The organism is Arthrobacter ginkgonis, assembly GCF_039540195.1.
Lineage (GTDB): Bacteria > Actinomycetota > Actinomycetes > Actinomycetales > Micrococcaceae > Zafaria > Zafaria ginkgonis.
In genome coordinates, this window is the sequence record NZ_BAABEO010000023.1 from 25,650 (window position 1) to 52,247 (window position 26,598).

Below are 26,598 nucleotides of genomic sequence, written 5' to 3' on the forward strand. Positions count from 1 at the left end.
TGGTAGGGAGATACCTCATGACCATTCGGATCGGATACGCCGCAGGAGCCTACGACCTGTTCCACATAGGCCACCTGAATCTCCTGCGGAACGCGAAGAGCCGCTGCGACTACCTCATCGCCGGCGTCGTCTCCGACGACCTGATCGAGGCAACGAAGGGCAGGCGCGCGGTGGTGCCCCTACCCGAGCGGCTGGAGATCGTCCGCGGACTGGGATGCGTGGATGCCGCCGTGGCCGAAACCCACGCGGACAGGCTCGACACTTGGCGCGAGGTGGGCTTCAACGTGTTCTTCAAGGGCGATGACTGGCGGGGAACGCCGAAGGGAATCGAGCTTGAACGGCGGTTCGCCGAAGTCGGGGTGACCGTCGAGTATTTCCCGTACACCATGCAGACCTCCTCGACGGCCCTGCGCCAGGCACTTTCCATCCTCGCGGCGCCGCACCAAGCCACCCAGAAGAACGGTTGACCCGCCCGGTTCCCGGGGAGCGCCCGCCGCACGGCAGGTGCTCCCCGGGAACTGCCGCGCGTCCGGGATCCTGGACGGTCCCCGGCGCCAACCGCGGAAACCGGCGGCATTCGCGCCTGCGTAGACACGCATCCACGTACGCGTGGTGACATGGCCACAACGAGTATCCGCCACTCGTGCCGAGGTGTTTGGGGCTCCGTAATCTCAGGGCTACGGGCGTTGTCCGATCGCCCGAACCGGCAACTGGAATGCCTCGGCCTTGGAGGCACTCGCAAGTGCAAGTTGCCGCTCCAGACGGTGCCGGCGGTTCGTGAGCTAGGCGAAGCCTAGACTCAGCCCCCCAGCGGCCGCCGGCCCTCTGGAGTCCTTCCCGCCACAGGAAACCTGCCACAGGAAACCTAAGCGGGGGACACCCGCGGACCCAAGTGAGATTCCCCCTGAGATTCCCCCCCATGCGCAGCATCCGGGCCTGCGCTGCCCCCCGATCGGGCCGGCGGTACGCGGGCCTTCTGAGACAAGGCTCAACCCCCAGCTGCCGCCGGCCCTTCAACAACCTTCTGGCAGAGCACAACCCTCTGGTGGACAGCAGTCTGGCCGGGCACCGTACCCCTGGTACCGGTGCCCGGCCAGACGGCTGTCCGGAACCGGAGCGTGGCCGGCCGTTTTCCGTGCCGGCGCCGGTTGCCGGCCCCGCCCCCGATGCAGCGGCCGCTTGGCCGTTGGTCCGTCCGCCTAGGTGGTCCCGGGTGCGGGCTGCGCATGGATTGCGCAGGCACCCGGGCACATTCGAGTACCCGCCCACCCGTGCCGGGAACCGCTCCGCTTCTTACCCTCGGCGGTGGACGTTGCACAAAGACGCGATGTCCGGTCGGCAAACACCGGATGTCGCTGAGCAAACACTGGCGCGGAAACCACTTGGGGGGCAGGAGCATGGCTGATCCATTGCACGACCACGGGGGCACCCTGAGGTGCCCCGCACCGCCCGGGGGGGATCGGATCCCATGACCCAGGCCCGTGAACACTTCAAGACCCACCCCGACGTCGGTTTCGAGCGCTGGACCCTGACCGGATTCCGTGACGCCAGCATCCGGCGCGGAACAGCCGGCAAGGTCCGCACCAGCGGCGAGTGGCGCCGGCGCTACCAGCTCAAGCTGCTGGCCTCGGACAGCACGGTCATCCTGGCCAGCGTCGCGCTGGTCCTGTTCATGGGCAGCGCGGGCACCTGGCCGGCGGCCCTGGCCGTCGCTTTGAGCTGGATCCTCCTACTTTCGCTCTTCCACGCGCATTCCCCGCGGTACGCCGGGGTGGGCGCGAGCGAATACAAGCGCATCATCGATGCGACCGGGGCAACGGCGGGTTGGCTGGCGGTCATCGACATCGCTTTCGGCTTCCAGACGCTGCGGGATTTCCTGGTGTTGTCCCTGCCGCTGGGAGCGGCGCTGCTGCTGGCCACCCGCTGGATCTGGCGGCATCGCCTGCTCGCCACACACGCCCACGGACAGGCGCTGTTCAACGCACTGGTCGTCGGCCAGCCGGCGGACATCGCCTACGTGGTCAACCAGATGGAGAAGAAGTCCGGTCCGGCCTATCGGGTCGTTGGCATCGTGCTCGAGCATGAGGAGGGCCCCGAGCCTTCCCGTCCGGGACGCCGGCTTCCGGTCCTGCACGGACTCTCCACGCTGGAAGCGGCCATCCAGCGCTACAGCGCCGACGCCGTCGTCGTTGCCGGCCAACTGGAGGCGGGCAACCGCTTCATCACCCAACTCGGCTGGCGCCTGGAGAAGACCGGTACCGAACTGATCCTGGCCTCCTCGCTGACCAACGTCGCGGGTCCGCGGATCCACGTGCGTCCGGTCGAGGGCCTGCCATTGATGCACGTTGAAACCCCGACCTTCGACGGTGGCAAGTTCGCCGTGAAGCGGGCGGTCGACGTCGTGGCCTCCGGGCTGGGGCTGCTGGTCCTTGCGCCGATCCTGGCCGTCGTGGCCCTGCTGATCACGCTCGACAGCCCCGGAGGTCCCATTTTCCGGCAGCAGCGGGTCGGCCGGGACGGCCGCACGTTCACGATGTATAAGTTCCGCACGATGTGCACCGACGCCGAACGCGAGCTGGAACGCATCTCCCACCTGAACGAGGGCAGCGGACCGCTGTTCAAGCTCAAAAACGACCCGCGGGTCACCCGGGTCGGCACCTGGCTGCGCAAGTTCTCCCTCGACGAATTCCCCCAGCTGCTGAACGTGCTCCGCGGCGACATGTCGCTCGTGGGACCCCGTCCGCCGCTGCCGCAGGAGGTCGAAAGCTACGACGGCCACGAACACCGCCGGCTGCTGACCAAGCCGGGCGTCACCGGGCTCTGGCAGGTCAGCGGACGCTCCGACCTGAACTGGGAGGAGAGCATCCGGCTGGACCTGTACTACGTCGAAAACTGGTCGCTCACCGGCGACCTGCAGATTCTCTGGCGCACCGTCAAGGTCGTCCTCAAGCCAGTCGGGGCCTACTGAACCCGCACACCATGCGACACCAAAACGTTGGAGGGGAACATGAGCAAGACGACCGGGCCTCAGGGCCCGCTGAGCATCGCCATGGTGGGCACCCGCGGGGTGCCGGCCAAGTACGGGGGATTCGAGACCGCAGTGGAGGAGATCGGGCGGCGCCTGGTCGATCGCGGCCACGAAGTGGTTGTCTACTGCCGCGGGGGAGGCGGGATGCCGATGCACCGGGGCATGCGGCGGGTGGAATTGCCGGCGCTGCGCACCCGAAGCCTGGAGACGCTCAGCCACACCGCCCTGTCCGCGGCCCACCAGGTGTTCCACGCCGCCGACGCGGCGATCGTGTTCAATGCGGCGAACGCTCCGTGGCTGCCCCTGCTGCGCGCGGCCCGGATCCCCGTCGCCACCCACATGGATGGCCTCGAATGGAAACGGGCCAAGTGGGGGCCGGTGGGCAAGCGCTACTACCGGGTGTGCGAATCCCTGGCCGTAAGGTGGTCCGACGCGCTGATCGCGGATGCGAGCGGGATCGCCGACTACTACCGGCACGAGTTCGACGCCGATACCCGCCTGCTGACCTATGGGGCGCCGATCCTTCCGGACGGGCGCTTCGAGCGGCTCGCCGAGCTGGGGCTGGAACCCAACGGGTATCACCTGCTGGTGGCCCGCTTCGAGCCCGAAAACCACGTGGACCTGATCGTCGAAGGCCACGTGCGCAGCGGGTCCCGGGTTCCGCTGGTGGCGGTCGGCAGCGCCCCGTACAACAGTGCCTACCAGCAGCGCGTGGAGGCCGCGGCCCAGGGGAAGGTGAGGTTCCTGGGTGGTGTGTGGGACCAAGAACTGCTGGATCAGTTGTACGGCAATGCGCGGATCTACTGGCATGGGCACTCGGTGGGCGGAACCAACCCGTCCCTGCTGCGCGCGATGGGCGCCGGCGCCGCCGTCAACGCCTTCGACGTCGGATTCAACCGGGAAGTGCTGGGCGGGACGGGGCAATACTTCACCGACCCGCAGGACGTCGCCTCGCTGGTGGCGCTGGCGGACGCCGATCCGGAGGCCGCGCGGGAGCGCGGACGGCGGACGCGCGACGCGGCGGGAGCCTACGACTGGGACGTCGTGACGGACGGGTACGAACAACTGAGCCGGGACCTGGTGGCAGGCACCGTCCGCCAGTCCGGCGGGCGCCGCCTGTACCCGGCCCGGGACCTGGTGGCCGCCGGCAACAGCGTTTGGGCAGGTGGCATTGTCTCGCCGGGTGGCCTTGTCTCGCCCGGTGGCCTTCTCCCGCAGGGGGGCATCCTCACGCCGGGGCAGCCGGTCGCGGTGGGGCCCATCGCCGCACGGACCGCGGAGGCCCCCGCACTCCAGCCCGGCCCCGCCCGCCGGCCCCGGCCCGCCCGCGCCTTGCGGGTGCGCCAGGCGGCCCGGCTGGGACTGGGACTGCTCCTCCCGCGGCGGGGGCCGGCCTCCCCGCAGTGAGCATCCCGAGGCAAGCAGCATCCCGAGGCAAGCACCGAGCCGTGGCGCGCCGCACCCCTTGCGGCGCGCCACGGCGCGCATGCGCCCCACGCGGGCGGGAATCCGGTGCGCTGTGGCAGAATGTTTTCCTGTGCCCGCCCTGCGGTCACTTTCCGCCCTGGTGTAATGGCAGCACGCCGGCCTTTGGAGCCGTGCAGTCTAGGTTCGAATCCTAGGGGCGGAACGGAAGGTGTTCCGTGCCACCTACGCGGGCGGGGAAACGGGGTCCTGGCAGGCGGTAGACTGGGGCGGTCCGATTCGAGCCCCGGACGCAGTGCCAAACGATCGCATGGGAGTACACATCTTGAGCGTGGAAGCCGCCGCCGTCATCGTCCTTGCGGCCGGTGCCGGAACCCGCATGAAGTCCGCCAAACCCAAGATCCTCCACGAGATCGGTGGCCGATCCATGGTAGGACACGCGCTGGCCGCCGCCCGAGGCCTGGAACCCCGCCAGCTTGTCGCGGTCGTCCGGCACGAGCGCGACGCGGTCGCCGAGCACCTGCTGCGCATCGAACCCGGCCTGACCATTGCCGACCAGGACGAGGTCCCCGGCACCGGTCGCGCCGTCCAGGTTGCGCTCGAGGCGCTGCCCCCGCAGTTGGAGGGCACCGTCGTGGTCACCTACGGCGACGTGCCGCTGCTGACCACCGCGCTGCTCCAGGAACTGGTCGCCGAGCACGACCGCGACCAGAACGCGGCCACCGTGCTCACCGCCGTCCTGGAGGACCCGACCGGCTACGGGCGCATCCTGCGCGCCCCGGACGGGACCGTCGCCGGCATCGTGGAGCACAAGGACGCCACGGCCGAGCAGCGCGCCATCGCCGAGGTCAACTCCGGGATCTACGCCTTCGACGCCGCCGTCCTGCGCGCGGCGCTCGCGCAGGTCACCACCGACAACGCGCAGGGTGAGATGTACCTGACGGACGTGCTGGCCATCGCCCGCGCCGCCGGCGGACGTGTCGCCGCCGTCACCACCGAGGACCGGTGGCAGGTGGAGGGAGCCAACGACCGGGTCCAGTTGGCCGCACTTGGCAAGGAACTGAACCGCCGTACCTTGGAGGGCTGGATGCGGGCCGGGGTCACCGTCGTGGACCCGGACACCACCTGGGTCGACGTCGAGGTCGCGCTCAGTTCCGACGTCACCCTCAAGCCCGGCACCCAGCTGCACGGCACGACGGCGGTGGGCACCGACGCGGTCATCGGCCCCGACACGACGCTGACCAACGCCACGGTCGGCCGCGGCGCGAAGGTGGTGCGTTCGGACGTTACCGATTCGCGCATCGGCGCCGGCGCGAGCGTCGGCCCGTTCGCCTACCTGCGCCCGAAGACGGACCTCGGCGAGGACGGGAAGATCGGCGCCTTCTACGAGACCAAGAACGTCACCGTCGGCAAGGGTTCCAAGCTCTCCCACCTTGGCTACGCCGGCGACGCCGAGATCGGCGAATACACGAACATCGGCTGCGGCAACATCACCGCCAACTACGACGGCGTGAACAAGCACCGCACGGTGATCGGATCCCACGTGCGCACCAGCTCCAACACGGTCTTCATCGCGCCGGTGACGATCGGGGACGGGGCGTACACCGCCGCCGGCGCCGTCGTGCGCAAGAACGTTCCGGCCGGCGCGCTGGCCTTGTCCGTGGCCCCGCAGCGCAACACCGAGGGCTGGACCGAGGCCAAGCGCCCCGGCACCCCCTCCGCCCTGGCCGCCTCGCGCGCGCACCGCGGCACCGACACCCCCTGACCCCTTCCTGGCCCCTGAGCAACCCTCCTCCCCCGAGAAAGTGATTCCATGAGCGAACTCAGCTACAACGTCGACAAGAAACTGGTGTTGGCGTCCGGCCGTGCGCACCCCGAGCTGGCCGAGGAGATCGCCAAGACGCTGGAGACCGAACTCCTGCCGATGTCCGCCTACGACTTCGCCAACGGCGAGATCTACGTCCGCTCCGGCGAGAGCGTGCGCGGCAAGGACGTCTTCATCATCCAGTCGTTCCCGGCGCCGCTGAACAACTGGCTCATGGAGCAGCTGATCATGATCGACTCGATGAAGCGCGCCTCGGCCCGGCGCATCACCGTCGTCGCCCCGTTCTACCCGTACGCCCGCCAGGACAAGAAGGGCCGCGGCCGCGAGCCGATCTCCGCCCGCCTGGTTGCCGACCTGTACAAGACCGCCGGCGCCGATCGCCTGATCAGCGTCGACCTGCACACCGCGCAGATCCAGGGCTTCTTCGACGGCCCCGTCGACCACCTCATGGCCATCCCGCTGCTGGCCGACTACATCCGCGGCCGCGTCGGCTCCGACAACGTCACGGTCGTGTCCCCGGACACCGGGCGCGTCCGCGTGGCCGAGCAGTGGGCCGACCGCCTGGGCGGCGTCCCGCTGGCCTTCGTGCACAAGTCCCGCGACCTCACGGTTCCCAACCAGGCGGTCTCCAAGACCGTCGTGGGCCAGATCGAAGGCCGCACCTGCGTGCTCATCGACGACATGATCGACACCGGCGGCACCATCTCCGGTGCGGTGCGGGTGCTCAAGGACGCCGGAGCCAAGGACGTCATCATCGCGGCCACCCACGCGGTGTTCTCCGAGCCGGCCTCGCAGCGCCTGGCCGAGTCCGGTGCCCGCGAGGTCGTCGTCACCAACACCCTGCCGATCCCGGAGAGCAAGCGCTTCGACTCCCTGACGGTGCTCTCAATCGCCCCGCTGATCGCCCGCGCGATCAAGGAGGTCTTCGAGGACGGCTCCGTGACGAGCCTCTTCGACGGCAACGTCTAGCGTGCGGGGCAGGCCCTTTCGTGTCGACTTCGTCGCCACGTAGGGACCCGGCTGCCCCGCGCTTTGCGGTGATGGCCCTTTCGTGTCGACTTCGTCGCCACGTAGGGACCCGGCTGCCCCGCGCTTGCGGAGGGCCCGGACGCGGTACGCGTCCGGGCCCTCCTTTTTGGCATCCAGACTGGCTTTTCGGGCATTCGGACTGGCTTTCCCGGGATTGCGCAGGCCTCCCGGTAACCTTGGGGGGTGGTCAACATCCTGACAATCTGCACCGGAAACATCTGCCGTTCACCTTTTGCCGAACGGTACCTCCAGCGAGGTTTCGACGAAATCGCTCCGGGGGCCTTCACCATCTCCAGCGCCGGCACCGGAGCCCTGGTGGGCCGCGCCATGGACGAGCGTTCCGCGCAACGGCTGGCGGACGCGGGAGGGGACCCGGAGGGGTTCGTTTCGCGCCAGCTGACCGAGGCCCTGCTGGGGCAGGCGGACTTCGTCCTGGCGCTCACCGCCGCGCACCGCGCGCGGGTCGTTGAGCTGAGCCCGCGCATGCTCAAGCGGGCCTTCACCGTGCGCGAATTTTCCCGCGTGCTGGCCGCGGTCGCGGCCGACGACGGCGGGGGAAGGCTTCCGCGCGGCGAGGAAAAGATCGAGGAACGCTGGAAGGCGCTGCCGAACCTGGCCGCGCTCAAGCGCCACGGCGTGCGTCCGGCCGACCCGGGGGAGGACGACGTGGTCGACCCCTTCAAGCGGGAGGACATCGTCTACGACCGCATGGTCGTTGAGCTCCTGCCGGCCCTGCGCGGCATCCTGGAGTTCGAAGCGGCCTCGCGCTCCTAGCCGCACCGCCAAACGAAACCGCCCCCGCCCGGTGAAAGCCGGGCGGGGGCGGTTTTGTTTGCGCGCGGAGGGCCTGGCGTCCGGAGGGACTACTGGCCGCGGCGCAGGTGGCGCATCTGCGAACGGGGGGTCAGCAGGTCGCCGAAGGTATCCTCGCCGCGGACCTCCGGCGCCGGCCCGTCCGTGGGGGCGAACTGTCCCTCGTAGCCGTATGCCCCGTCCTCCACGACCGGGATCTGTGACGTGGCTGCCCCGTAGGAGCCGCCGGCCGGCACCGCAGCGGCGACGGGCGCGGCGACGCTGGGTCGCGGATCCAGGTCCGGGGCCTGGACCGGCACCTTCCCGTCGGTCCGTCGGCTCGGAGCCTTCTGTGCGGCGGGCTCTTCGGACTGGGGGAGCTGGGCAGCCCTGGAGAGCTTGGCGGCCCTGCCGGCCTTGGAGGCCTTGGCCGGCTTGGGGGCCTCCTCGGAGGTGTAGTAGTACTGGCCGTAGTAGCCGTACTGGGAAGCACCCGCGCCCCGGGTGGGGACCTGGTTCAGGATCGTGCCGAGGATCCGGCCCTCGACGCGGCGGAGGTTGTCCAACGCCCGGCCCAGTTCGTCGACCGTGGTGGAGCCGGCCTTGATCGCCACCAGGGCGCCGTCGCCGATCTTGGCCAGGATGGCGGCGTCGGTGACGGGCAGCAGCGGAGGAGCGTCGATCAGCACCACGGCATCGCGGGAGAGGTCCGCCAGCAGGGAGCGCATGGCCTTGGAGCCGAGCAGTTCGCTGGGGTTCGGGGGGATGCGGCCGGCGCCGAGCAGGAACAGGTCCGGGACGGGTCCGTACGGCTGGAGGACATCGTCGATGTCGGCTCCGCCGCTGAGGACATCGGTCAGGCCCGCGCCAGAGGGCAGCCCGAAGAGTTCGGTGAGGACCGGGCGGCGAAGGTCCCCGTCGATCAGGACGGTGCGGCGACCGGTGGCGGCGATCGCGACGGCCAGGTTGGACGTCACGGAGGACTTGCCCTCGCCCGGGACGGAGGACGTCACGGCGATCACCCGCGGCGGATTGTCCACGTCCGTGTAGGAGAGGTTGGTGCGCAGTTCGCGCAGGGCCTCGGTGAAGGCGTGCGATTCCCGGTCCGCATGGTCGGTGCCGCCGGTTTCGACAACGCTGCGGCCGGCCGTCAGGCGCGAATCTAGCGGAATGGTTCCCACGACGGTGGCACCGAGCCGTTCGATCGCTTCCACCGACCGGATGCGACGGTCCAGATGGTTGCGCAGCAGGGCATAGCCCAGGCCCAAGGCCAGGCCGACCACGCCGCCCAGGGCCAGCGCCAGCTTGGTGTTCGGAGAGACGGGCGCCGTCGGAAGCACGGCCCTGCCGAGGGGAGCGATCTGGACGGCGGGCTCGGCCGAGGAGGCCTTGGAGCCGGAAGGGGCAACCGATTCGATTTCGGCCGCCTGCTCCGCCAGGGCCGCCACCCATGCGTTGGCCAGGTCCTGGGCCGTTTCGGGGTCGGTGGAGGTCGCATCGATGCGGATTTCCGCGGTGTTGGTGGGGACCGCGACGCTGACGTTGTCCAGCAGGGCATTTGCGTCCGTGGAAAGGTCCAATTCCTCGATCACGCGCTTGGCCACCGGAACGGTGAGGGCGATGCTCTTGTAGCTGGTGGCCTTGGACTTGGCCAGGTTGTCGCCGGCCAGGGCCATGGTGATGTTTTCACCGCCGGCTGCCACGACGAGCCCGGAAGACGAGGCCTGGTAGATGCGCGGCTGCAGGAGTGTCCAGGCGAAAGCCAGCAGCACCGTGCTCAGCAGGATGGCGACAATGCCGCGCCAGTAGTGCCGGACTACGGACAGGTATTGCCGGAGATCGGGACCGTCGTGGCTCCCGTTTACGTCGCTTGATTCCAAGATGCTGTCCCCCATGGGCTCTTCGGCCTGATTCATCGCGTGCTTAGACTGACTCATTTTAGCTTAGGAGCAAGGTGTTACTGATCGTGTAAAGAAACCGGCGCGGCAAGTCCTCGAGCGCGCGGAGCCGTCGGCCGGCAGGGGTGCCGTGGGCCCGGCCCCGCGGCGCGGCTGGTATAGTTGTCCGCAGTGCCCAGGCGAGGGAGCGAATGCGACTCCGTGATCGACGAGGCTAGACGCCCAACAAAGCGCCCATTCCTTCCGGAACGCGTGCGGCATCTAGGCCCGGAATTCCTGGCCCGGGCAGACCGCAAACCACGCTTCCCAAGGAGACACCATGTCGACCAAGATCGCCGCCGAACTTCGCTCCGACTTCGGCAAGGGCGCTGCCCGCCAGGCCCGCCGCGACGAGAAGATCCCCGCCGTCATCTACGGCCAGGGCTCCGAGCCGGTCCACGTCCTGCTGCCGGCCCGCGAGACCACCCTCATCCTTCGTGGCAAGGCTGCCGCCGAGCTGGTCCTGGACATCGAGGGCACCGAGCGCAAGGTCGTCGTCAAGGACATCCAGCGCGACCCGCTGAAGCAGATCATCGAGCACCTCGACCTGCTGCTCGCCGCGTAAGGTCGACAGACCGCTCGCATGGCAAGTGATACCTGGCTCGTGGCCGGGCTCGGAAACCCCGGGCCCGGCTACGCGCACAATAGGCACAATGTGGGCCAGATGGTCCTCGACGAGATGGCCGTACGCATCGGCGGCGGTTCGTTCAAGGCGCACAAGTCCCGTGCCCAAGTGCTGGAGGGACGGCTGGGCATCGGCGGACCGCGGGTGGTCCTGGCCAAGCCCATGACGTACATGAACCTCTCCGGTGGCCCGGTGTCTTCGCTCGCCAAGTTCTTCGGGATCGAACCCGACCATGTCGTGGCGATCCACGACGAGATCGACATCCCGTTCAACACGATCAAGCTGAAGATCGGCGGCGGCGAAGGCGGCCACAACGGGCTGCGGGACATTTCGAAGGCCCTCGCCACGAAGGACTACTACCGGGTGCGCGTGGGCGTGGGCCGGCCGCCGGGCCGGATGGACACGGCGGACTATGTCCTGCGCGACTTCGGCACCACGGAGAAAAAGGACCTGCCGTTCCTGATCGGCGATGCCGCGGATGCGGCGGAACTGTTGATCCGGGAAGGGCTGCTGGTGGCCCAGCAAAAGTTCCACGGGGCTTCTCCGGCGTAGCCCGCGCCGAAACCCCCGGCCGGGTCGGCGGGCCGACCGGACACCGCGCAGGCGCACCGCCCATGTGGCCCTCCACGGACGGCCCTGCGCGGATGGCCCTTAGCAATGCGAACCTTTACAAGCGTTTGACGTAGGATCGTGCCACGCCCTGACAGGCCCCTTGAACCGGGGGGCCGGCAGCGGGAGGCCCCTGAGACTGGGCCATCCCCCATCCCGCTGCCGGCTCCCTTTTCCATTTAAGGCCCCGTTCCCCGCACCACCCGTGCGCATCGAGTGGGTCCCGCCCCGCGCCCCACGTGTTTTCCCTCCACATGCGGGTAGGGCAGCCGCCCCGGCACGTGTCAAAGCCCGGTGATAACCGTTGCACCCACGCGTTTACCGCCCGTTAAGCGGTCCGTAGGATGCCCGAGTCGGGACCCCGGACGGTTCCGGCGGATCGGCCCGCAGCAACGAAAAACCGCCCGTCGGCGGGTGCGGGCGCAGCTTGATGAGGGGGGACATCATGGCAAGCCATATCCGGACGTGCCCATCCATCGTGGATGGCACGTCATCGATGGCGTCGGCAGGATTCCTGCAACGACGCGTGGGCCCACGGGCCCACACACGGGTCCTGCGGGGCTCACCGTGAGCGCGGACGTGGGGACCGGGGGACCGGCCACGGGTCTCGGTTACCGGGAGACGGTCCGCATCCTGGCCCAGGCGCAAAAGGGCGTCGCGCCCGGCGCTCCGGCCTACTCCGTTCTGGTCAACCGCCGTGCCGGCCGCTACCTGGCGGCTGGGGCGTTCCGTGCGGGGCTGAGCCCCAACGCAGTCAGCGTGGTCAGCGCCTGCTTCACGTTTTCCGGCATCGCCCTGCTGGCCTTCGCGCCGGCGTCGCCGTGGCTGGGGGCGGTCATCTGGCTGGTGCTGGCGGTTGGTTACGCCTTCGACTCGGCGGACGGGCAGGTGGCCCGCCTGCGCGGCGGCGGCTCGCCCGCGGGGGAGTGGCTGGACCACGTCTTCGACAGCGCCAAGATCACGTCGCTGCACCTGGCGGTGCTCATCTGCGCGCACCGCAGCTTCGGACTGGAGGACCCCGCCTGGCTGCTGGTTCCGATCGGGTACTGCCTGGTTGCCGCGGTGGCCTTCTTCACCATGATCCTGACCGAACAGTTGCGCACCACGCATGCGCTGCGGACCGGCGGCAGCCAGCCCAGGACTCCCGGCACGCGCCTGAAGTCCCTGCTTCTGCTGCCCACCGACTACGGGATCTTCTGTTTCCTGTTCCTGTTCCTGGGCGCTCCGGCGCTGTTCATGCCGCTCTACACCCTGTTCTTCGCGGCCAACCTGTTGCACCTTGCGCTGGCCCTGGGCAAGTGGTTCCGGGAGCTGGGCCGGCTGGCCCCGCCCGCTCCGGGACGGCCGGCGGCCAACGCACTTTCCGGAGGTAACCATGTCGGATGACACCACAACCCCCAAGCGGGGGAAGCGAACGGCCCGGTCCAGTTCCACCGAGTCCGGTTCCACTTCGCCCGTGGTCCGGAGGCGCGCCGCCACCGCGACGGCGCTGGCGGCGGTCGCTGCCCTCGCCGTCGGGCTGGCTGGCTACGCGCTGTCCACCCCGCCGCGCGGCGCGGACGATGCGGCCCGGGCCGCGGCCCAAGGGGCGGCCGAAACCCCGGGAGGCGGCGAGGAAAGCCCGTCGGCGGTCGAGACGCCGTCCGATTCCCCCGCCGAAGCCACCGCGGAGCCCACCGAGGACGACGCCGACGCAGGCGCCAAGGAGGACGCCGAAAAGGACGCGGCGAAGGAGGCCGACGCCAGCCAACCCACCGGATCCCCGGACGCACCCGGCGTCGCTCCCGACGCCCGCTTGGCCGAAACCGAGCAGCCGGTCGCCGACCCGGTCGCGTTCGGTAAGAAGGCCACCGCGGGATCGTTCGAGGTTTCGGTCTCGAAGCTGGAGGCGATCGAAGGCAAGGCCGAGGGCATCGGCGAAGTGGCAGGACCGGCGATCCGGTTCGTGGTGACCGTACGGAACACCTCGGACACCGAGCTGAGCCTGGACGCCGCGGTGGTCACCGCCGAGTACGGCAAGGACGCCGTCCCGGCCACCGAGCTGAGCCAGTCCGGAGCGAAGGGCTTCCCCGCCACCGTCGCGGCAGGCAAGGACGCCTCCGGGACCTTCGTGTTCCAAGTTCCGACGAAGGAGCGCGGCAGCGTCCGCATCCTCGTCAACCAATCAGCAAGCGAGAAAGTCGCCGCCTTTGAGGGCGCGGCTCCCACCGGGAAGGGATGAGACATGCATCCGATACGCAACCGTTTCACCGCCATTGCAGCTTCCGCCATCCTCTCCGGTTCCCTGGTGTTCGCTGCCGGGTCGCCGGCGGTCGCGGACACGGCACCCGTCAATCCGGCGGACCCGCTGACCCCGACCACCGTCACCGCCGACGAGTTGCCCACGGCCCAGATCAATGGCGTGGCGTGGACCCAGGTGATCATCGGAAACACCGTGTATGTCGGCGGCGATTTCACCAGCGCCCGGCCGGCGGGTTCTCCCGCGGGAGTCAACGAGGTGGCGCGCGGGAACATCCTGGCCTACGACCTGCGCACCGGCCAACTGATCAATTCCTTCGCGCCGAGCTTCAACGCGCAGGTCACCGCGCTGGCTGCGTCCCCGGACGGCTCCAAGCTGTACGTGGGTGGGCAGTTCACGTCGCTGAACGGGGCCACGGTCTGGCGCCTGGTGGCCCTGAACCCCACCACGGGGGCGCTGGACAGGAACTTCCTGCCCAAGCCCTCCGCCTCGGTGCGGGCCATCGCCGCCACCAATGACACCGTCTACTACGGCGGCGTGTTCGGAGCCGTGGGGTCGGTGGAGCGCCTGGGGCTGGCCGCCGCACGCGTCTCCGACGGGGCGTTGCTGGACTGGGCCCCGAAGGCCGAGGGCGGCCGGGTGAACGCGCTGACGTTGTCCCCGGACCGGACCAAGATCGCCGTCGGCGGCGCCTTCACCACCCTCAACGGCTCGAACCGGCCCGGCTACGGCCTGGGCGTGCTGGACACGGCCACGGGCACCCAATTCCCGCTGCCGGCCAACGAGTACGTGCGCAACGGCAGCAGCAACGGGTCCATCACTTCGCTCACCTCTGACGGGACCAACTTCTACGCCACCGGCTACACCTTCGGCCGGTTCAGCACGCTGGAAGGAACGGTCTCGATCAAGTGGTCGGACCTGAACACCGAGTGGCTGGAGGACTGCCACGGCGACTCCTACTCCGTGTACGCCGGCAACGCCGACCTGGTCTACATCGCCGGGCACCCGCACCACTGCGCCAACATCGGCGCCTTCCCGCAGGAACGGACGTGGGAGTTCCGCCGCGGCCTGGCCTTCAGCAAGAAGGTGGGGGGCACCATCACACGGGAGCTGTACGACTACACCAACTTCGAGGGCATGCCCCGTCCGGAACTGCAGCACTGGTACCCGGACATGAACGCCGGCACCATTACCGGCCAGGACCAGGGGCCCTGGTCCGTGACCGGCAGCGGAGACTACATCGCGATGGCCGGCGAGTTCACGATCGTCAACGGCCGGGCGCAGCAGGGCCTGGTGCGCTACACGACGCGGGAGAACGCCCCCAACAGTGAGGGCCCGCGGTTCAGCGGATCCCGGATCGTCCCGACGCTCTCCTCGCCGGAGCCCGGCACCGTACGGGTGCGCTGGCAGGCCAACTGGGACCGGGACAACGAGAACCTCACCTACCGGGTGGTCCGGAACAGCAACACGGCCAATCCCGTCTACACCACCACCGCGGAATCCTCCTTCTGGTGGCGTCCGGGCATGAGCTTCACGGACACCGGCCTGGTCCCCGGGCAGGAATACCGGTACCGGATCTACGTCACCGATCCCCTGGGCAATCAGGCGGTCAGCGACTTCGCCACCATCACCGTCGCAACGGAGAGCCAGCCGGCCAGCACATACGCCGGCACTGTCACCGCCGACCAGCCCTCCAACTACTGGCGCTTCGGCGACGGCAGCGGGACGATCGGCCTCGACCGGGCCGGCAACGACGACCTGACCCTGAACACCGGGGTCACGCTGGGCGCCGCCGGCGCGGTGGCCGGCGACGGCGACACGGCGGCCACCTTCTCGGGATCCTCCACCGGCACCGCCAACATCACCTCGCGGGTCCAGCCGGCGGACACCTTCAGCACCGAGGCCTGGTTCCGGACCACCACCACGCGCGGCGGCAAGATCATCGGCTACGGCAACTGGATCAACGGCACCGCCGACCTGATGGACCGCCACCTGTACATGAGCAACACCGGCACACTGTACTTCGGAGTCCGGCAGAGCGGCGTCCGCTCCACCGTCAACACCACCACCCGCTACAACGACGGCCAGTGGCACCACGCGGTGACCACGCTCGGCTCCAACGGCATGCAGCTGTTCGTCGACGGGCAGCTGGTGGCCTCGCGCGCCGACGTGACCAAGGGCCTGGACGTCCTGGGTTACTGGAAGATCGGCGGCGACAGCATGAGCAGCTGGGGCGGGCGTCCGACCAGTTCCTACTTCGCCGGCGACATCGATGAAGTGGCCATCTACCCGAGCGTGCTCAGTGCCGCCCAGGTGCAGAACCACTACGTTGCCGGGACCACCGGCGCGCCGATGAACGTGGCGCCGACCGCCTCCTTCACCGACACGGCCTCCGACCTGCAGGTTTCGGTGGACGGGTCCGGTTCCACGGATGCGGACGGCACCATCGCCTCCTACGCCTGGGAGTTCGGTGACGGCGGCACGGCGACCGGTGCGACGGCGTCGCACACCTACGCGGAGGCCGGCACCTACACCGTGCGGCTGACCGTGACCGACGACGACGGCGAGGCGCGCAGCGTCACCCGCGACGTCACGGTCACCGCGGCACCGCCCAACCAGGAGCCCGCGGCGTCGTTCACCTCCTCGGCCGACGGCCTGGCGGTGTCGGTGGACGGGTCCGGCTCCTCGGACGCGGACGGCACCATCGCCTCCTACGCATGGGAGTTCGGTGACGGCGGCACGGCGACCGGTGCGACGGCGTCGCACACCTACGCGGCGGCCGGCACCTACACCGTGCGGCTGACCGTGACCGACGACGACGGCGCCACGCACAGCACCACCCGCGAGGCAACCGTCGAGGCGGGCCCGCTGGCCGCGGATGCGTTCGGGCGGACCGTAACCGGCGGCTGGGGCAGCGCCGAGACCGGCGGAGCCTGGAGCCGCAACGGCGCAGCGTCCCTGTTCGCGGTGGGCAACGGAGCCGGCACGATCCGGATGAACGCCGCGGGCGCGGGCCCGTCGGCCTACCTGGCCGGGGTGTCCTCGACCAGCAGCGACGTGGCGGTCACCGTGTCCCTGGACAAGCAGCCCACCGGTGGCGGGACGTTCGTCTCGGTGGCCGGGCGCAGCACGGCCGCGGGACAGTACCGGGCGAAGGTGAAGGTGGCCGCCAACGGCGCGGTGACCCTGTACACGGTCAAGATCGTGGGCAACGTAGAGACGGTGCTGGACTCCGGAGTCGTCTCGGGGCTGACCTACGCGGCCGGGGACAAGCTGCGGGTGCGGATCCAGGTCGACGGGACCAGCCCGACGACGGTGAACGCGAAGGTCTGGCGGGACGGCTCGGCCGAGCCGGCCAACTGGCAGGAAACCGCCACCGACACCACGGCGGGGCTGCAGGAGGCCGGCGGAATCCTGCTGGCAACCTACCTGGCCGGTACCGCCACCAACGCACCGGTGGTTGCCAGCTTCGATGACCTCACCGCCATCGAAGTGGAGAAGCCGTGACCGGTGCCCTAACAGGCGCGACGCACGCGCGGCCCGGGGCTCCCCGGGCCGCGCTGCGGCGGCTGAAGAAACAGGCCAAGCGGATCCACGCCCACGCGCTGGCGGCCCGGCTGCGGCTCCGCAACCGCTTCGCCACCACCTCCGTGCTGGGCGACACCCCGGTGGCCGTGTCCCTGACCAGCTACGGCCAGCGGATCGCCACGGTGGCGCTGGCCATCGAGTCCATCGCCCGCGGCCGGGTGCGGCCTCAGGAGTTCATCCTCTGGCTGGACGACGAGGCCGCCTACGCGCAGCTGCCGCCCTCCCTGCTGCGGCTGCAGCGGCGGGGGCTGAGCATCAGGCTCTGCGACAATCTCGGCCCGCACACCAAGTACTACCCGTACCTGGAGGCCACGGCGGCGGACGGACGGCTGCCGCTGGCGACCGCGGACGATGACATCCTCTACCCGCGCACCTGGCTGTTGGACCTCTACCGGGGCCACCGGCAGCATCCGGACGCGGTGAACTGCCACTGGGCCAGCGTGGTCGGCGTGGCGGAGGGGCGGATCGCCCCCTACACCGGGTGGGCGCGCTGCCGGGACACCTCGGCCTCCACCGCGCATTTCGCCACGGGGGTTTCCGGGGTGCTCTACCCGCCGGCCCTGCTGGCGGAACTGGCGGCGCTGGGCAGGGCTTTCAAGCCGGTGTGCCCGTCCGCGGACGACATCTGGCTGCACTGGGTGGCCCTGCGCACGGGTACCAAGGTCCGCCAGGTCGCGCCGCGGGCCAGGCACTTCCCCCTCCTTCCCGGCACGCAGGAACAGACCCTGCTCGCCGGCAACGTTATCGGCAGCGGTAACGACACGGTCTTCTCGCGGCTCTACACGGAGCAGGACATTGCCCTGCTCGGCCTTGCCAGGGGGGAACCCATCTCGCACTAGGGAGGATGACCATGAAACCCGCAGCAACGATACGAAGGTGGATTGCGGCAGCGGTTGGCCTTGTGCTGGCCGCGTCCTTGGGGATACTCGGGGCCGCCCCGACGATGGCGGACACCGCCCCCGTCAACCCCGACGATCCGCGGACCCCGGTGACGGTGTCCTCGGATCCGCTGCCCACGGCGCAGCACGACGGGGTCGCCTGGCAACAGGTGGTGGTGGGTAACACCGTCTACGTGGCCGGCCGCTTCACCAGGGCGCGGCCGGCGGGCGCCGCGCCGGGATCCCAGACGGTGGTGCGCAACAACATCATGGCCTACAACCTCACCACCGGGGCGCTGATCACGACCTTCGCACCGTCCCTGAATGCCCAGGCCCTGACCATCGCGGCGTCCCCGGACGGCTCGCGGATCTACGTGGGCGGGGACTTCACCTCGGTGAACGGAACACAGGTCTGGCGGGTGGCGGCACTGAACCCCACCACCGGGGCGCTGATCACCAGCTTCCGCCCGGCCGTGGGCGGACAGGTGCGCGCCCTCACCGTGACGGACTCGGCAGTCTACATCGGCGGGAACTTCGGCAACGTCGGCTCCGCCTCGCGCACGCGGTTGGCCGCGGCACGCCCGGCCGACGGTGCGCTGCTGGGCTGGAACCCCTCCGCCAACCTGCGGGTGAACGCCCTGGTCGCCTCTCCGGACCAGAGCCAAGTGGTCGTTGGTGGCGCATTCACCACCCTGAACGGCTCCAACCGCCCCGGTTACGGGCTCGGCCGGGTCGACGCCACCACGGGGGCGTCCGTGCCGTTCAACGCCAACAACACGGTGCGCAACGGCGGCAACGATTCGGCGATCCTCTCGCTGTCCTCCGACGGCACCAACGTCTACGGCACCGGATACATCTTCGGCACCGGCGGCAACCTCGAGGGCGCCTTCTCCGCCAACTGGTCGGATGGCAACATCCGCTGGGTGGAGGACTGCCACGGGGACTCCTACGGGGTCTGGGCCTCCTCCACCGCGGTCTACGTCGCCGGCCACCCCCACTACTGCGGGAACTTCGGGGGCTTCCCGGAAACCACCCCGCGCACCTGGCACCGCGCCGTCGCCTTCAGCAAGGCGGCCACCGGGGTGATGACGCGGGACATCTACGGCTACCCCAGCTTCACCGGGGTGGCGGCGCCGTCCATGCTCAACTGGTTCCCCGACATGGACACCGGCACCGCCTCCGGGCAGAGCCAAGGCCCTTGGGCCGTGGGCGGGAACGAGCAGTACGTGGTGATGTCCGGGGAGTTCCGCAACGTCAACGGCCGTCCCCAGCAGGGACTGGTGCGCTTCGCCGTCCGGTCCCTGGCTCCGAACCTGGACGGGCCGCGGGTCAGCGGCGCCAACTTCATTCCGACCCTGACCTACCTGTCCCCGGGCACGGTGCGGGTGCGCTGGCAGGCGAACTGGGACCGGGACAACACCAACCTGACCTACCGGATCATCCGCGACGGCAACACGGCCTCACCGGCCGGGCAGGTGACCCGGGAATCGACCTTCTGGCAGCGGCCCACGCTGGAGTTCATTGATTCCGGACTGGCCGCCGGCACCCACTCGTACCGCATCTTCGCGGTCGACCCGCTGGGCAACGAGACCCGCGGGGACACGGTGACGGTCAACGTCCCCGTCGGCGGCGGAACGGCCAACACCCCGCCCACCGCCAGCTTCACCTCCTCGGCCAACGGGCTGGCGGTCTCGGTGGACGGATCCGGCTCCACGGATACGGACGGCACCATCGCCTCCTACGCCTGGACCTTCGGCGACGGCGGCACGGCCACCGGCGCTACGGCGTCGCACACCTACGCGGCGGCCGGCACCTACACGGTGGGGCTGACGGTGACCGACGACGACGGCGCCACGAACTCGACCTCCAGCACCGTCACCGTCTCCCAGGTCCCGCCGGCCGGGGCGCTGGCCGAGGATGCCTTCGGGCGGAACCTGGCCGCCGGCTGGGGGAGCGCGGACACGGGCGGGGCGTGGACGCAGTTGGGGTCTTCGTCCTACTTCTCGGTGTCCGGCGGGCAGGGGAGGATCCGGATGTCCGCCGCCGGGCAGGGACCCAGCCTGTACCTGGCGGACCTGGCCGAGACATCCACCGACACCACGGTCAAGGTTTCGACCACACCCATCGGCAACGGGTCGGGGACCTATATCTCCGTCACGGGGCGCCACATCAACAGCACCAACCGGTACTGGGCCCAGCTGAAGGCGACCTCCAACGGCACCTTGACCCTGGCTGTGGCACGCCAGGCGGGCACCCAGACCACGCTGGGCCAGGCGAACATCGCCGGGGCGCTGGCCGCAGGGAACCAGGTGAATGTCCGCGTGCAGGTGACCGGGACCAATCCCACGCTTATCCGGGCCAAGGCCTGGCATGTGGGGGCGGCGGAACCGGCCAACTGGCAGGCCCAGGCCACGGACGGCACCGCCGCGCTGCAGGTGCCGGGCGCGGTGGGGCTGGGTGCCTACATTTCGGGTTCCACCACCAACACGCCAGTGGTGGTGGGGTTCGACGACCTGCGGGTGGTCGATCCGAATGCCCCCGCGGCTCCTGAGCCTCCTGCGGACCCGGTCGATCCGGAGGCCCCGGCGGACCCGGTCGATCCGGAGGCTCCGGCGGACCCGGTCGATCCGGTGGTCCCGGACGAGCCGGACGCCCAGGCTCGGGCAGCCACGCCGGCAGGCCGGGCGGACGTGGGTATCGCCATCTAACGGCGCCATCCAACGCCGCAGGCCGGGCCCCGGAAACGTGCCTTGCACGAAATGGGCCGGGGCGGGCAGGACCCTGGGAGGTCCTGCCCGCCCCGGTGCTCCGGACCGTGGCCCCGATGCGGCGTGCGCGGATTAGGAGTTGTAGAAGATCCCACCGGTGGTGGTGCTGTTGCTGGTCTTGCCCACGGTCAGCAGCGCCTTGGTATCCGCCCAGCGGTTGGTGGACAGGCCGGTCACCGTGCTGTTGGCCTTGCTGATGATGCGGATCGGGACGATGGAGCCCTTGCCGAAGTCCCACTGGTCCCGGCCCATGTTGTTCTCCCGCACCGTCACCGTGATGTTGCTCTGCTTGGAGGCGGTGTGGTCGATGTTGATGCCGGTCTGGCCACCGTTGACGTAGTTCTTCTCCACCACCACGTTCTTCAGCTTGGCCACGTTCTGCTGCAGCATGATGCCGATGCCGGCGTAGGGCGCGCGGGGGCTCGCGGTGCTGCCGGCGCCGGTCTGGACGAACGCGTCGACCGTGTTGCCGACGATCTTGATGTTCTCGCCGCCCTGGACCTGGATGCCGTCGTTGTGCGTGCCGTCCGTGTGCACCGCGTCCTTGTCGAAGAACGTCAGCGTGTGGATGTAGTTGCCCGAGGCGGTGACGTTGGCGGTCACCGGGCCGCCGGGGCGGTTGAAGATGCCCAGGCCGTCATTGGTGTGCGAGATGTGGTTGCGCAGGGACGTGTAGTCGTGGCCCACGATCCCGTCCCGGTTGTAGGACGGACGCTGCGGATCCAGGGTGCTGTCCTGCACCACCAGGTTGGTGACGTTGGCGTTGTTCGCGTCGATGATGCCGGTCGCATTGGCCGGGTGGGCCTTGCCGCCGTGCAGCTTGCTGTTCTTGATCGTCACGTTCTTGGCGCGGACCTTGATGTCGCCCCAGATTTCCAGGCCGTCAAGGACGGTGCCGTCCTTGGTGATGACCAGGTCCGCCCCGCTGGTGTTGTATGGGGTCAGCTTGGTGCCGGAGGGCACGCCGGTGGTGGCGGACGTCGGCTTGTAGGTCCCCGCCACCAGCGAGCTGCGGCTGCTCGCGGTGGTGGTGGAAGTCCCGGTGGACGGTGCCGTGGTGGTCCCGGTGGAGGTGCCGGTGGACGGTGCCGTGCTGGTCCCGGTGGAGGGAGTGGTGGTGCCCGTGGAGGGCGTCGTGGTGCCGGTCGAGGTGCCCACCGTCGCGGAGGTGAGGTTGTCGAAGGTGGCGGTGATCGGCGCGTTCGTGGCCGAGGACGAGGTGTAGGCGCCCAGCCCGACGCTGCCGGCCTTCTGCAGCGACGCGGTGGAGTCCTGGCCCTTGGCCTGCCAGCTCGAAGGCTCGGTGGTGCCGGCGATCCAGGCCTTGGCGGCCACCGTGGTGGGGTTGCTGCCGGTGACCTGCACCTTGATGTTCAGCTTCTGGCCGGCCTTGTAGGTCAGGCCCGGCACCGTGACCGAAGCAAGGGCCTTCTCCGCTCCGGCCGTCTCGCGGGCGGCATCGAGGCGGACGGCGCCGTCGGCGCCGATCTTCGCCTTGGCGCGGTAGTGGTCGGCGCCCACGGTGCGGCCGTTCACGGACAGGTAGGTGGCGCCGGAGGAGGGCAGCTTGTCCAGGGAGGCGGTCACCATGGTGTCGGCACCGGTCGCGGAGACGCTCTTCAGCGTCGCGCTGCGGCCCTGTCCGGCGTTCATGGTCATCTTGCCGATGCTGCTGGCCACGCTGAGGCCGGAAGAGGACGTCCAGGTGCCGCCGGCCTCGGCGGCCCCCCAGCCGCTGGCGACGGTGCGGCCGAAGGTGTCCTTGGCGACGGTGGTTCCGGCGGCGGTTGCCGGGGCGGACACCGTGAAGCCCGCCGCCAGCGTGGCGGCGGCAGCCAAGAGGGCCAGCGGGCCCGCGGCTTTCCGCAGGGGGGAAACCGGGGCGCGGTGGGCCGGGGAAGCGGTTGCGCGGTGTGAGGGAGTCTTGTGTGCCTTGGGGGCGGTATGCATCTATCTGAACCTAAGAGTCGGGGGAAGCCGGACAACGGAGTCGATCGTAATCCAATCGTTACCGCTGTCCAAGCCCGCCCTTCCGCCCGGAGGAACCCCCGTGGGATATGCGCCCCGGGTGGCGACTATTTCCTCCGGTACTCGGCGTACACGTAGCCCAAGGCTCCCGACACCATTCCAAGCCCCCGCGCCGCCGTACGCAATCCCTTGGCTTCGTGGGGAAGCGAGCGGGTCAGTTTGCCGGTGAGGTAGCGCACTGTACCCCCCGCCAGCCGCACCGAGCCGGGGCCCAAAAGGCGCGCCCGGACGGCCAGGGTGTGAATTCCGTCACGTGCGAGTTCCAGATGGACCCTGCTGGTGCAATTTCCGGTACGCAGCGCCCGCCTCAGCACCCAGTCCCGCGTCAGCCTGCCCGGCGGCACCATGTCCACCACCATGGCCTCGTCGCACCAGACCATGCGGCCGCCCTGGCTGACCAACGAACGGGTGAAGAGCGTGTCCGAGCCGCCGGTGATGCCGAACCGCTCGTCGAACTCCAGTTCCAGGTTCCGGATCCATTGCATGTCCAGCAGCAGGTTGTTGGTGGCCGCGACGTCCACTTCGGTACCGGTGGGCAAACGGCGCCTCCGGAAGAAGTCGCCGGCGCTGACCCATGGGCTGGGATCGGCGGCGAATTCGGAGATGACGGGGCCGACGACGGCGGCCGCCCCGGTGCTGCGGTAGAGCCTGAGCAGATGGTTCAGCCAGTTCTCCGAGGGCACCTCGTCATCGTCGATGAACACCAGCAGCCGCGCGTCGCCGGCCTCGCGCAGGGCCCGGTTGCGGGCCGCGGCGATCCCCGGCCGCGGCTCGTGGACGTAGCGGACCTCCGGCCCTGACAGATCGGCGATCCGCTGCACCGTCTGGCGCGCACTGGCCTCGGGGTCGTTGTCGATCACCAGGACCGAGGCGGGCCGTGCCGTTTCCGCCTTGGCCGCCTGCTCCACCAGCCGGGGCAGCGCGAGGGCGATGTCCTGGGGCCTGCGGTAGGTCAGCACGGCAATGACGACGTCATCCGCGGTGGCGTTTTCAGTCATGGAATGCTCCTTACTGCCCGGGTCGGCTCCGGGTCGCTGGTGTCCTCGGGCACGGATGTGCCGGCGGTGGTTGATGGGACGGGAGTGGTGGGGGCGGCCGGGCCGGTTCGCACATGCCTGCCGGTGCGTGCCTTCTTTTTGCCGCCTCCGAGGGCGCCTGCCGTGCTCAGGACGGCCCCCAGCCAGCGGCGGTGGACCAGGCCCAGGACCGCCGCGAGGACCAGCAGGAAGGCCGGGCCGCCCACGGCCAGGCGGGGCAGGCCCTGCAGCGCGGCCGGGAGGGCCAGGTAGGCCGCCGCGGCCCACAGGCTCGCGTGCAGCGGCGGCCAGATGCCCCCCAGTTGGGTGCGGATGCGCACTCCGCACAGCCGCTTCTGGAGGGCCAGCAGCACCGGGACCAGCAGGAAGCCGGCACCGACCAGTCCCACGGCCACCCCGAGCAGCCCGAACTGCAGGCCCACGACGATCCCGCCCACCTGGACGGCGAAGGCGCACAGTTCGTAGCGCAGGTTCAGCCCTGCACGTCCCAGGCCCTTCATCAGCGGCGGGGTGATGTAGAAGAGCGTCTCCCGGGCGCCGCCGATCGCCAGCACCGCCATGAGCGGCGCGGCCGGCAGCCAGGCCGGGCCCAGCACCACCAGCACCAGGTCGTGCGCCGCGCAGGCCACGAACGCCATCAGGGGAATCGACAGGGCCGCGAGCAGCCGGGTGGCGGAGACCAGGTACCCCGCCACGACTTCCCGGTCTCCGGCGGCGCGGGAGATCGCCGGGAACATGACCCGGTTGACGGTTTGGCCGATCAGCTGGATCGGGATGACCATGATGCGGTAGGCCATGCCGTAGTAGGACAGCGCCGTCACGCCGAGCACGCGCCCGATCAGGATGTTGTCCGTGTTCCGGGAAAAGTAGGCCAGCCAGTTGGTGGTGAAGACGCTGGCGCTGAAGGCCAGCAGCGGGCGGACCTCGGAGAGATGGAAGTTCGGGGCGGGACCGCGGGCCACGGCCAGCAGCGTGGCGGCGGTCACCAGGTCGGTGAGCAGCACCTGGTGGACGACGGCGAAGTACCCGGCCCCCAGCAGGGCCGCGGCGATGCCGGCTGCCGACCCGGCGGCGGCGGCGGCGATGTCGGCGGCGCCGATGCCGCGGAAATGCAGGTTCCTGGCCAGCATCGACCGCGGAGTGATGGCCAGCGCCTTCAGCGGCAAGGCCAGGGCCAGCAGCAGCAGGACCGGTTCCAGTCCGGGCTCGCGGAAGAACGCGGCCAGGTGCGGTGCCAGCGCCACGGTCACCAGGCCCAGGACAAGGGACATCATCAGGTTCAGCGTGGCGGTGGCCCCGGCCGTGCGCCGCGTGACCGTTTCCCGCTGGATCAGCGCCGCGGAGAGGCCTTGGTCCAGCAACAGCGTCATGAACATGATGTAGACGGTGGCGGCGCTGATGACGCCGTAGCTGGCAGGGCCCAGGATTCGGGCCAGCAGCACGGCGAAGACCATCTGGAAACCCTGTTTGGCAAGCACCGCGCCCAGGCTCCAGCGGATGCCCCGCGCGGCGGTGCGCCCGGCAAAGGCCGGGGCGCTCATTCCGCTGTGCCCGGTACGGCGGCTTCCAGGGCGGGCCAAGGGACTTGGTCGCGTGCTTCCCTTCGGGCTGCGGCGGTGATGAACCCGGCAATGCCCCGCCGGTATGTCGCCGGGGCATGGCGTTCGACGGCGGCCGCAGCGTCCAGCGCCGCTGCGGCGCGGAAGGTGTCCCAGTCCCTGGCCACGCGTTCGAGCGCGTCGGCCACCGCGGCCACGTCTCCGGGCGGGGTGAACTGGACGGAGGCGAAGCCGGCGGCGGCCTCCCGCAGTCCCGAGGTGCCGCTGACCACCAGCGGCCGTGCCGCCAGCACGGCTTCCACGGCCGTGTTGCCGAAGGACTCGTTCAGGCGGGCGGGAACGACCGCGACATCGGCGGCGGCCAGGAAGGACCACATGTTGGGGTGAAAGCCGTGGAAAGTGACATCGGCCGCCAGGCCCAATTCCGCCACCCGCTCGTGCAGTTTCCGCCCGAAGTCCTCCTTGCCCGGGACCACGTCCCCGACGAGGTCCAGCGTGGCGGGCACGCCGCGCCGGCGCAGTTGGGCCACCGCCTCCACCGCGACGTCCACGCCCTTGCGGTGGGAAAGCCGGCCCACGTAGACCACCCGCAGGCCGCCGTCCAGAGATGTCCGTGCCGGTTCCGGCGCCGCCGGCCCCTGCACTCCGTTGTAGAGGACGCGGGCGCGGCCGCGCAGCGCCGGCAGTGATTCCTCCAGCGTGGAGGCGGTGAAGAGGCTGTTTGCGATGATCCGGTGCGCCAGCAGCAAGGGCAGGGCCAGCGCCACCCGCAACGGGCGGGCATCGTGGCGTTCGGCTTCGTGCACGTGCGTGATCGTGGGAACCCGCGCCAACCGGCCCAGCAGGGGCCACAGCGGAATGGTCACCGTGCTCACGTAGAGCGCGTCGGGGCGGTAGCGGCGCAGCAGCGCGGCCCCCCGGTAGAGGCCTCGTGATGCCTCCACCGCCAGGCCCAGCAGGCCGGCGGGGGAGAGCAGGGACTTGCGCAAGACCGGGGTGGGGCAGAATTCCACCAGCGCGCCCCGGCCGCGCAGCTGGTCCACCAGTGGCCCCGGTCGAGGCAGGGCGACGGCAACCTGGTCCCCCCGGTCCAGCAGCGCCTGCACGCTTTCCAGCAGCACCCGGTCGGAACCATACAGGTCAGCTGCGGGATGAACCACCAGCACGCGCAAAGCGCGCGCTGCAGCATCGATCGAAGTCATTTCATTCCCCCCAGATGGCTGCCGTCCGG

General features: G+C 69.9%; 16 protein-coding genes, 1 tRNA gene and 2 pseudogenes. 14 read left to right on the top strand and 5 right to left on the bottom strand.

What is annotated here, in order from left to right; genetic code table 11:
• Nucleotides 1–17: 17 nt before the first annotated feature.
• The 7 genes and pseudogenes from ABD912_RS16380 to ABD912_RS16410 all read left to right on the top strand — a co-directional run bounded on the left by ABD912_RS16380 (nucleotide 18) and on the right by ABD912_RS16410 (nucleotide 8,081).
• Entirely contained in the window at nucleotides 18–467 is a 450-nt protein-coding gene (locus ABD912_RS16380) for an adenylyltransferase/cytidyltransferase family protein (protein WP_345152445.1), read from the top strand.
• Nucleotides 468–1,468: 1,001 nt separating this feature from the next.
• Complete coding sequence (locus ABD912_RS16385; protein WP_345152447.1) at nucleotides 1,469–2,968, top strand: sugar transferase; 1,500 nt, start codon at nucleotides 1,469–1,471, stop codon at nucleotides 2,966–2,968.
• A gap of 39 nt (nucleotides 2,969–3,007) precedes the next feature.
• Nucleotides 3,008–4,123, top strand: a pseudogene (locus ABD912_RS16390) (DUF1972 domain-containing protein); the annotation flags it as partial.
• A gap of 463 nt (nucleotides 4,124–4,586) precedes the next feature.
• Nucleotides 4,587–4,658: transfer RNA gene (locus ABD912_RS16395), tRNA-Gln, on the top strand.
• A gap of 105 nt (nucleotides 4,659–4,763) precedes the next feature.
• Nucleotides 4,764–6,218 (top strand): bifunctional UDP-N-acetylglucosamine diphosphorylase/glucosamine-1-phosphate N-acetyltransferase GlmU, encoded by a 1,455-nt coding sequence (gene glmU, locus ABD912_RS16400; RefSeq protein WP_425548088.1) that lies wholly within the window; start codon nucleotides 4,764–4,766, stop codon nucleotides 6,216–6,218.
• Between the two features lie 48 nt (nucleotides 6,219–6,266).
• Complete coding sequence (locus tag ABD912_RS16405; protein ID WP_345152450.1) at nucleotides 6,267–7,247, top strand: ribose-phosphate diphosphokinase; 981 nt, start codon at nucleotides 6,267–6,269, stop codon at nucleotides 7,245–7,247.
• Between the two features lie 243 nt (nucleotides 7,248–7,490).
• A complete protein-coding gene (locus ABD912_RS16410; protein WP_345152453.1) occupies nucleotides 7,491–8,081 on the top strand; it encodes an arsenate-mycothiol transferase ArsC in 591 nt (196 codons plus the stop codon).
• A gap of 89 nt (nucleotides 8,082–8,170) precedes the next feature.
• On the opposite strand, the gene ABD912_RS16415 is transcribed toward ABD912_RS16410, so the two are convergent.
• Nucleotides 8,171–10,015 (bottom strand): tyrosine-protein kinase domain-containing protein, encoded by a 1,845-nt coding sequence (locus tag ABD912_RS16415; protein WP_345152455.1) that lies wholly within the window; start codon nucleotides 10,013–10,015, stop codon nucleotides 8,171–8,173.
• A 301-nt stretch (nucleotides 10,016–10,316) separates the two neighbouring features.
• On the opposite strand from ABD912_RS16415, the pseudogene ABD912_RS16420 reads away from it, so the two are divergent.
• The 7 genes and pseudogenes from ABD912_RS16420 to ABD912_RS16450 form a co-directional block, all read left to right on the top strand.
• Nucleotides 10,317–10,589 (top strand): annotated as a pseudogene (locus ABD912_RS16420) (50S ribosomal protein L25); the annotation flags it as partial.
• Between the two features lie 30 nt (nucleotides 10,590–10,619).
• The gene (pth, locus tag ABD912_RS16425; RefSeq protein WP_345152457.1) at nucleotides 10,620–11,213 is read left to right on the top strand and encodes an aminoacyl-tRNA hydrolase; all 594 of its coding nucleotides are present in this window, start codon (nucleotides 10,620–10,622) and stop codon (nucleotides 11,211–11,213) included.
• A 624-nt stretch (nucleotides 11,214–11,837) separates the two neighbouring features.
• Complete coding sequence (locus ABD912_RS16430) at nucleotides 11,838–12,656, top strand: CDP-alcohol phosphatidyltransferase family protein (RefSeq protein ID WP_345152460.1); 819 nt, start codon at nucleotides 11,838–11,840, stop codon at nucleotides 12,654–12,656.
• Nucleotides 12,657–12,726: 70 nt separating this feature from the next.
• Nucleotides 12,727–13,491 (top strand): DUF4352 domain-containing protein, encoded by a 765-nt coding sequence (locus ABD912_RS16435; protein ID WP_345152461.1) that lies wholly within the window; start codon nucleotides 12,727–12,729, stop codon nucleotides 13,489–13,491.
• 3 nt (nucleotides 13,492–13,494) lie between these two features.
• The gene (locus tag ABD912_RS16440; protein ID WP_345152463.1) at nucleotides 13,495–17,016 is read left to right on the top strand and encodes a PKD domain-containing protein; all 3,522 of its coding nucleotides are present in this window, start codon (nucleotides 13,495–13,497) and stop codon (nucleotides 17,014–17,016) included.
• A complete protein-coding gene (locus ABD912_RS16445) occupies nucleotides 17,013–17,936 on the top strand; it encodes a hypothetical protein (RefSeq protein WP_345152465.1) in 924 nt (307 codons plus the stop codon). Before ABD912_RS16440 ends, ABD912_RS16445 begins: the two co-directional genes overlap by 4 nt.
• An 11-nt stretch (nucleotides 17,937–17,947) precedes the next feature.
• Nucleotides 17,948–20,683, top strand: coding sequence for a PKD domain-containing protein (locus ABD912_RS16450; RefSeq protein ID WP_345152467.1), 2,736 nt, complete (start codon nucleotides 17,948–17,950; stop codon nucleotides 20,681–20,683).
• A 132-nt stretch (nucleotides 20,684–20,815) separates the two neighbouring features.
• Here ABD912_RS16450 and ABD912_RS16455 read toward each other — a convergent pair whose 3' ends face one another.
• The 4 genes from ABD912_RS16455 to ABD912_RS16470 all read right to left on the bottom strand — a co-directional run bounded on the left by ABD912_RS16455 (nucleotide 20,816) and on the right by ABD912_RS16470 (nucleotide 26,569).
• Nucleotides 20,816–22,693 (bottom strand): right-handed parallel beta-helix repeat-containing protein, encoded by a 1,878-nt coding sequence (locus tag ABD912_RS16455; RefSeq protein WP_345152469.1) that lies wholly within the window; start codon nucleotides 22,691–22,693, stop codon nucleotides 20,816–20,818.
• Between the two features lie 125 nt (nucleotides 22,694–22,818).
• Nucleotides 22,819–23,769 carry a glycosyltransferase family 2 protein gene (locus ABD912_RS16460; protein ID WP_345152472.1) on the bottom strand — a complete coding sequence of 317 codons (951 nt, stop codon included), beginning with the start codon at nucleotides 23,767–23,769 and terminating at the stop codon, nucleotides 22,819–22,821.
• A complete protein-coding gene (locus ABD912_RS16465) occupies nucleotides 23,766–25,349 on the bottom strand; it encodes a lipopolysaccharide biosynthesis protein (protein WP_345152475.1) in 1,584 nt (527 codons plus the stop codon). The genes ABD912_RS16460 and ABD912_RS16465 overlap by 4 nt, the downstream gene beginning before the upstream one ends.
• Nucleotides 25,346–26,569 (bottom strand): glycosyltransferase, encoded by a 1,224-nt coding sequence (locus tag ABD912_RS16470; RefSeq protein ID WP_345152478.1) that lies wholly within the window; start codon nucleotides 26,567–26,569, stop codon nucleotides 25,346–25,348. The genes ABD912_RS16465 and ABD912_RS16470 overlap by 4 nt, the downstream gene beginning before the upstream one ends.
• Nucleotides 26,570–26,598: the final 29 nt, after the last annotated feature.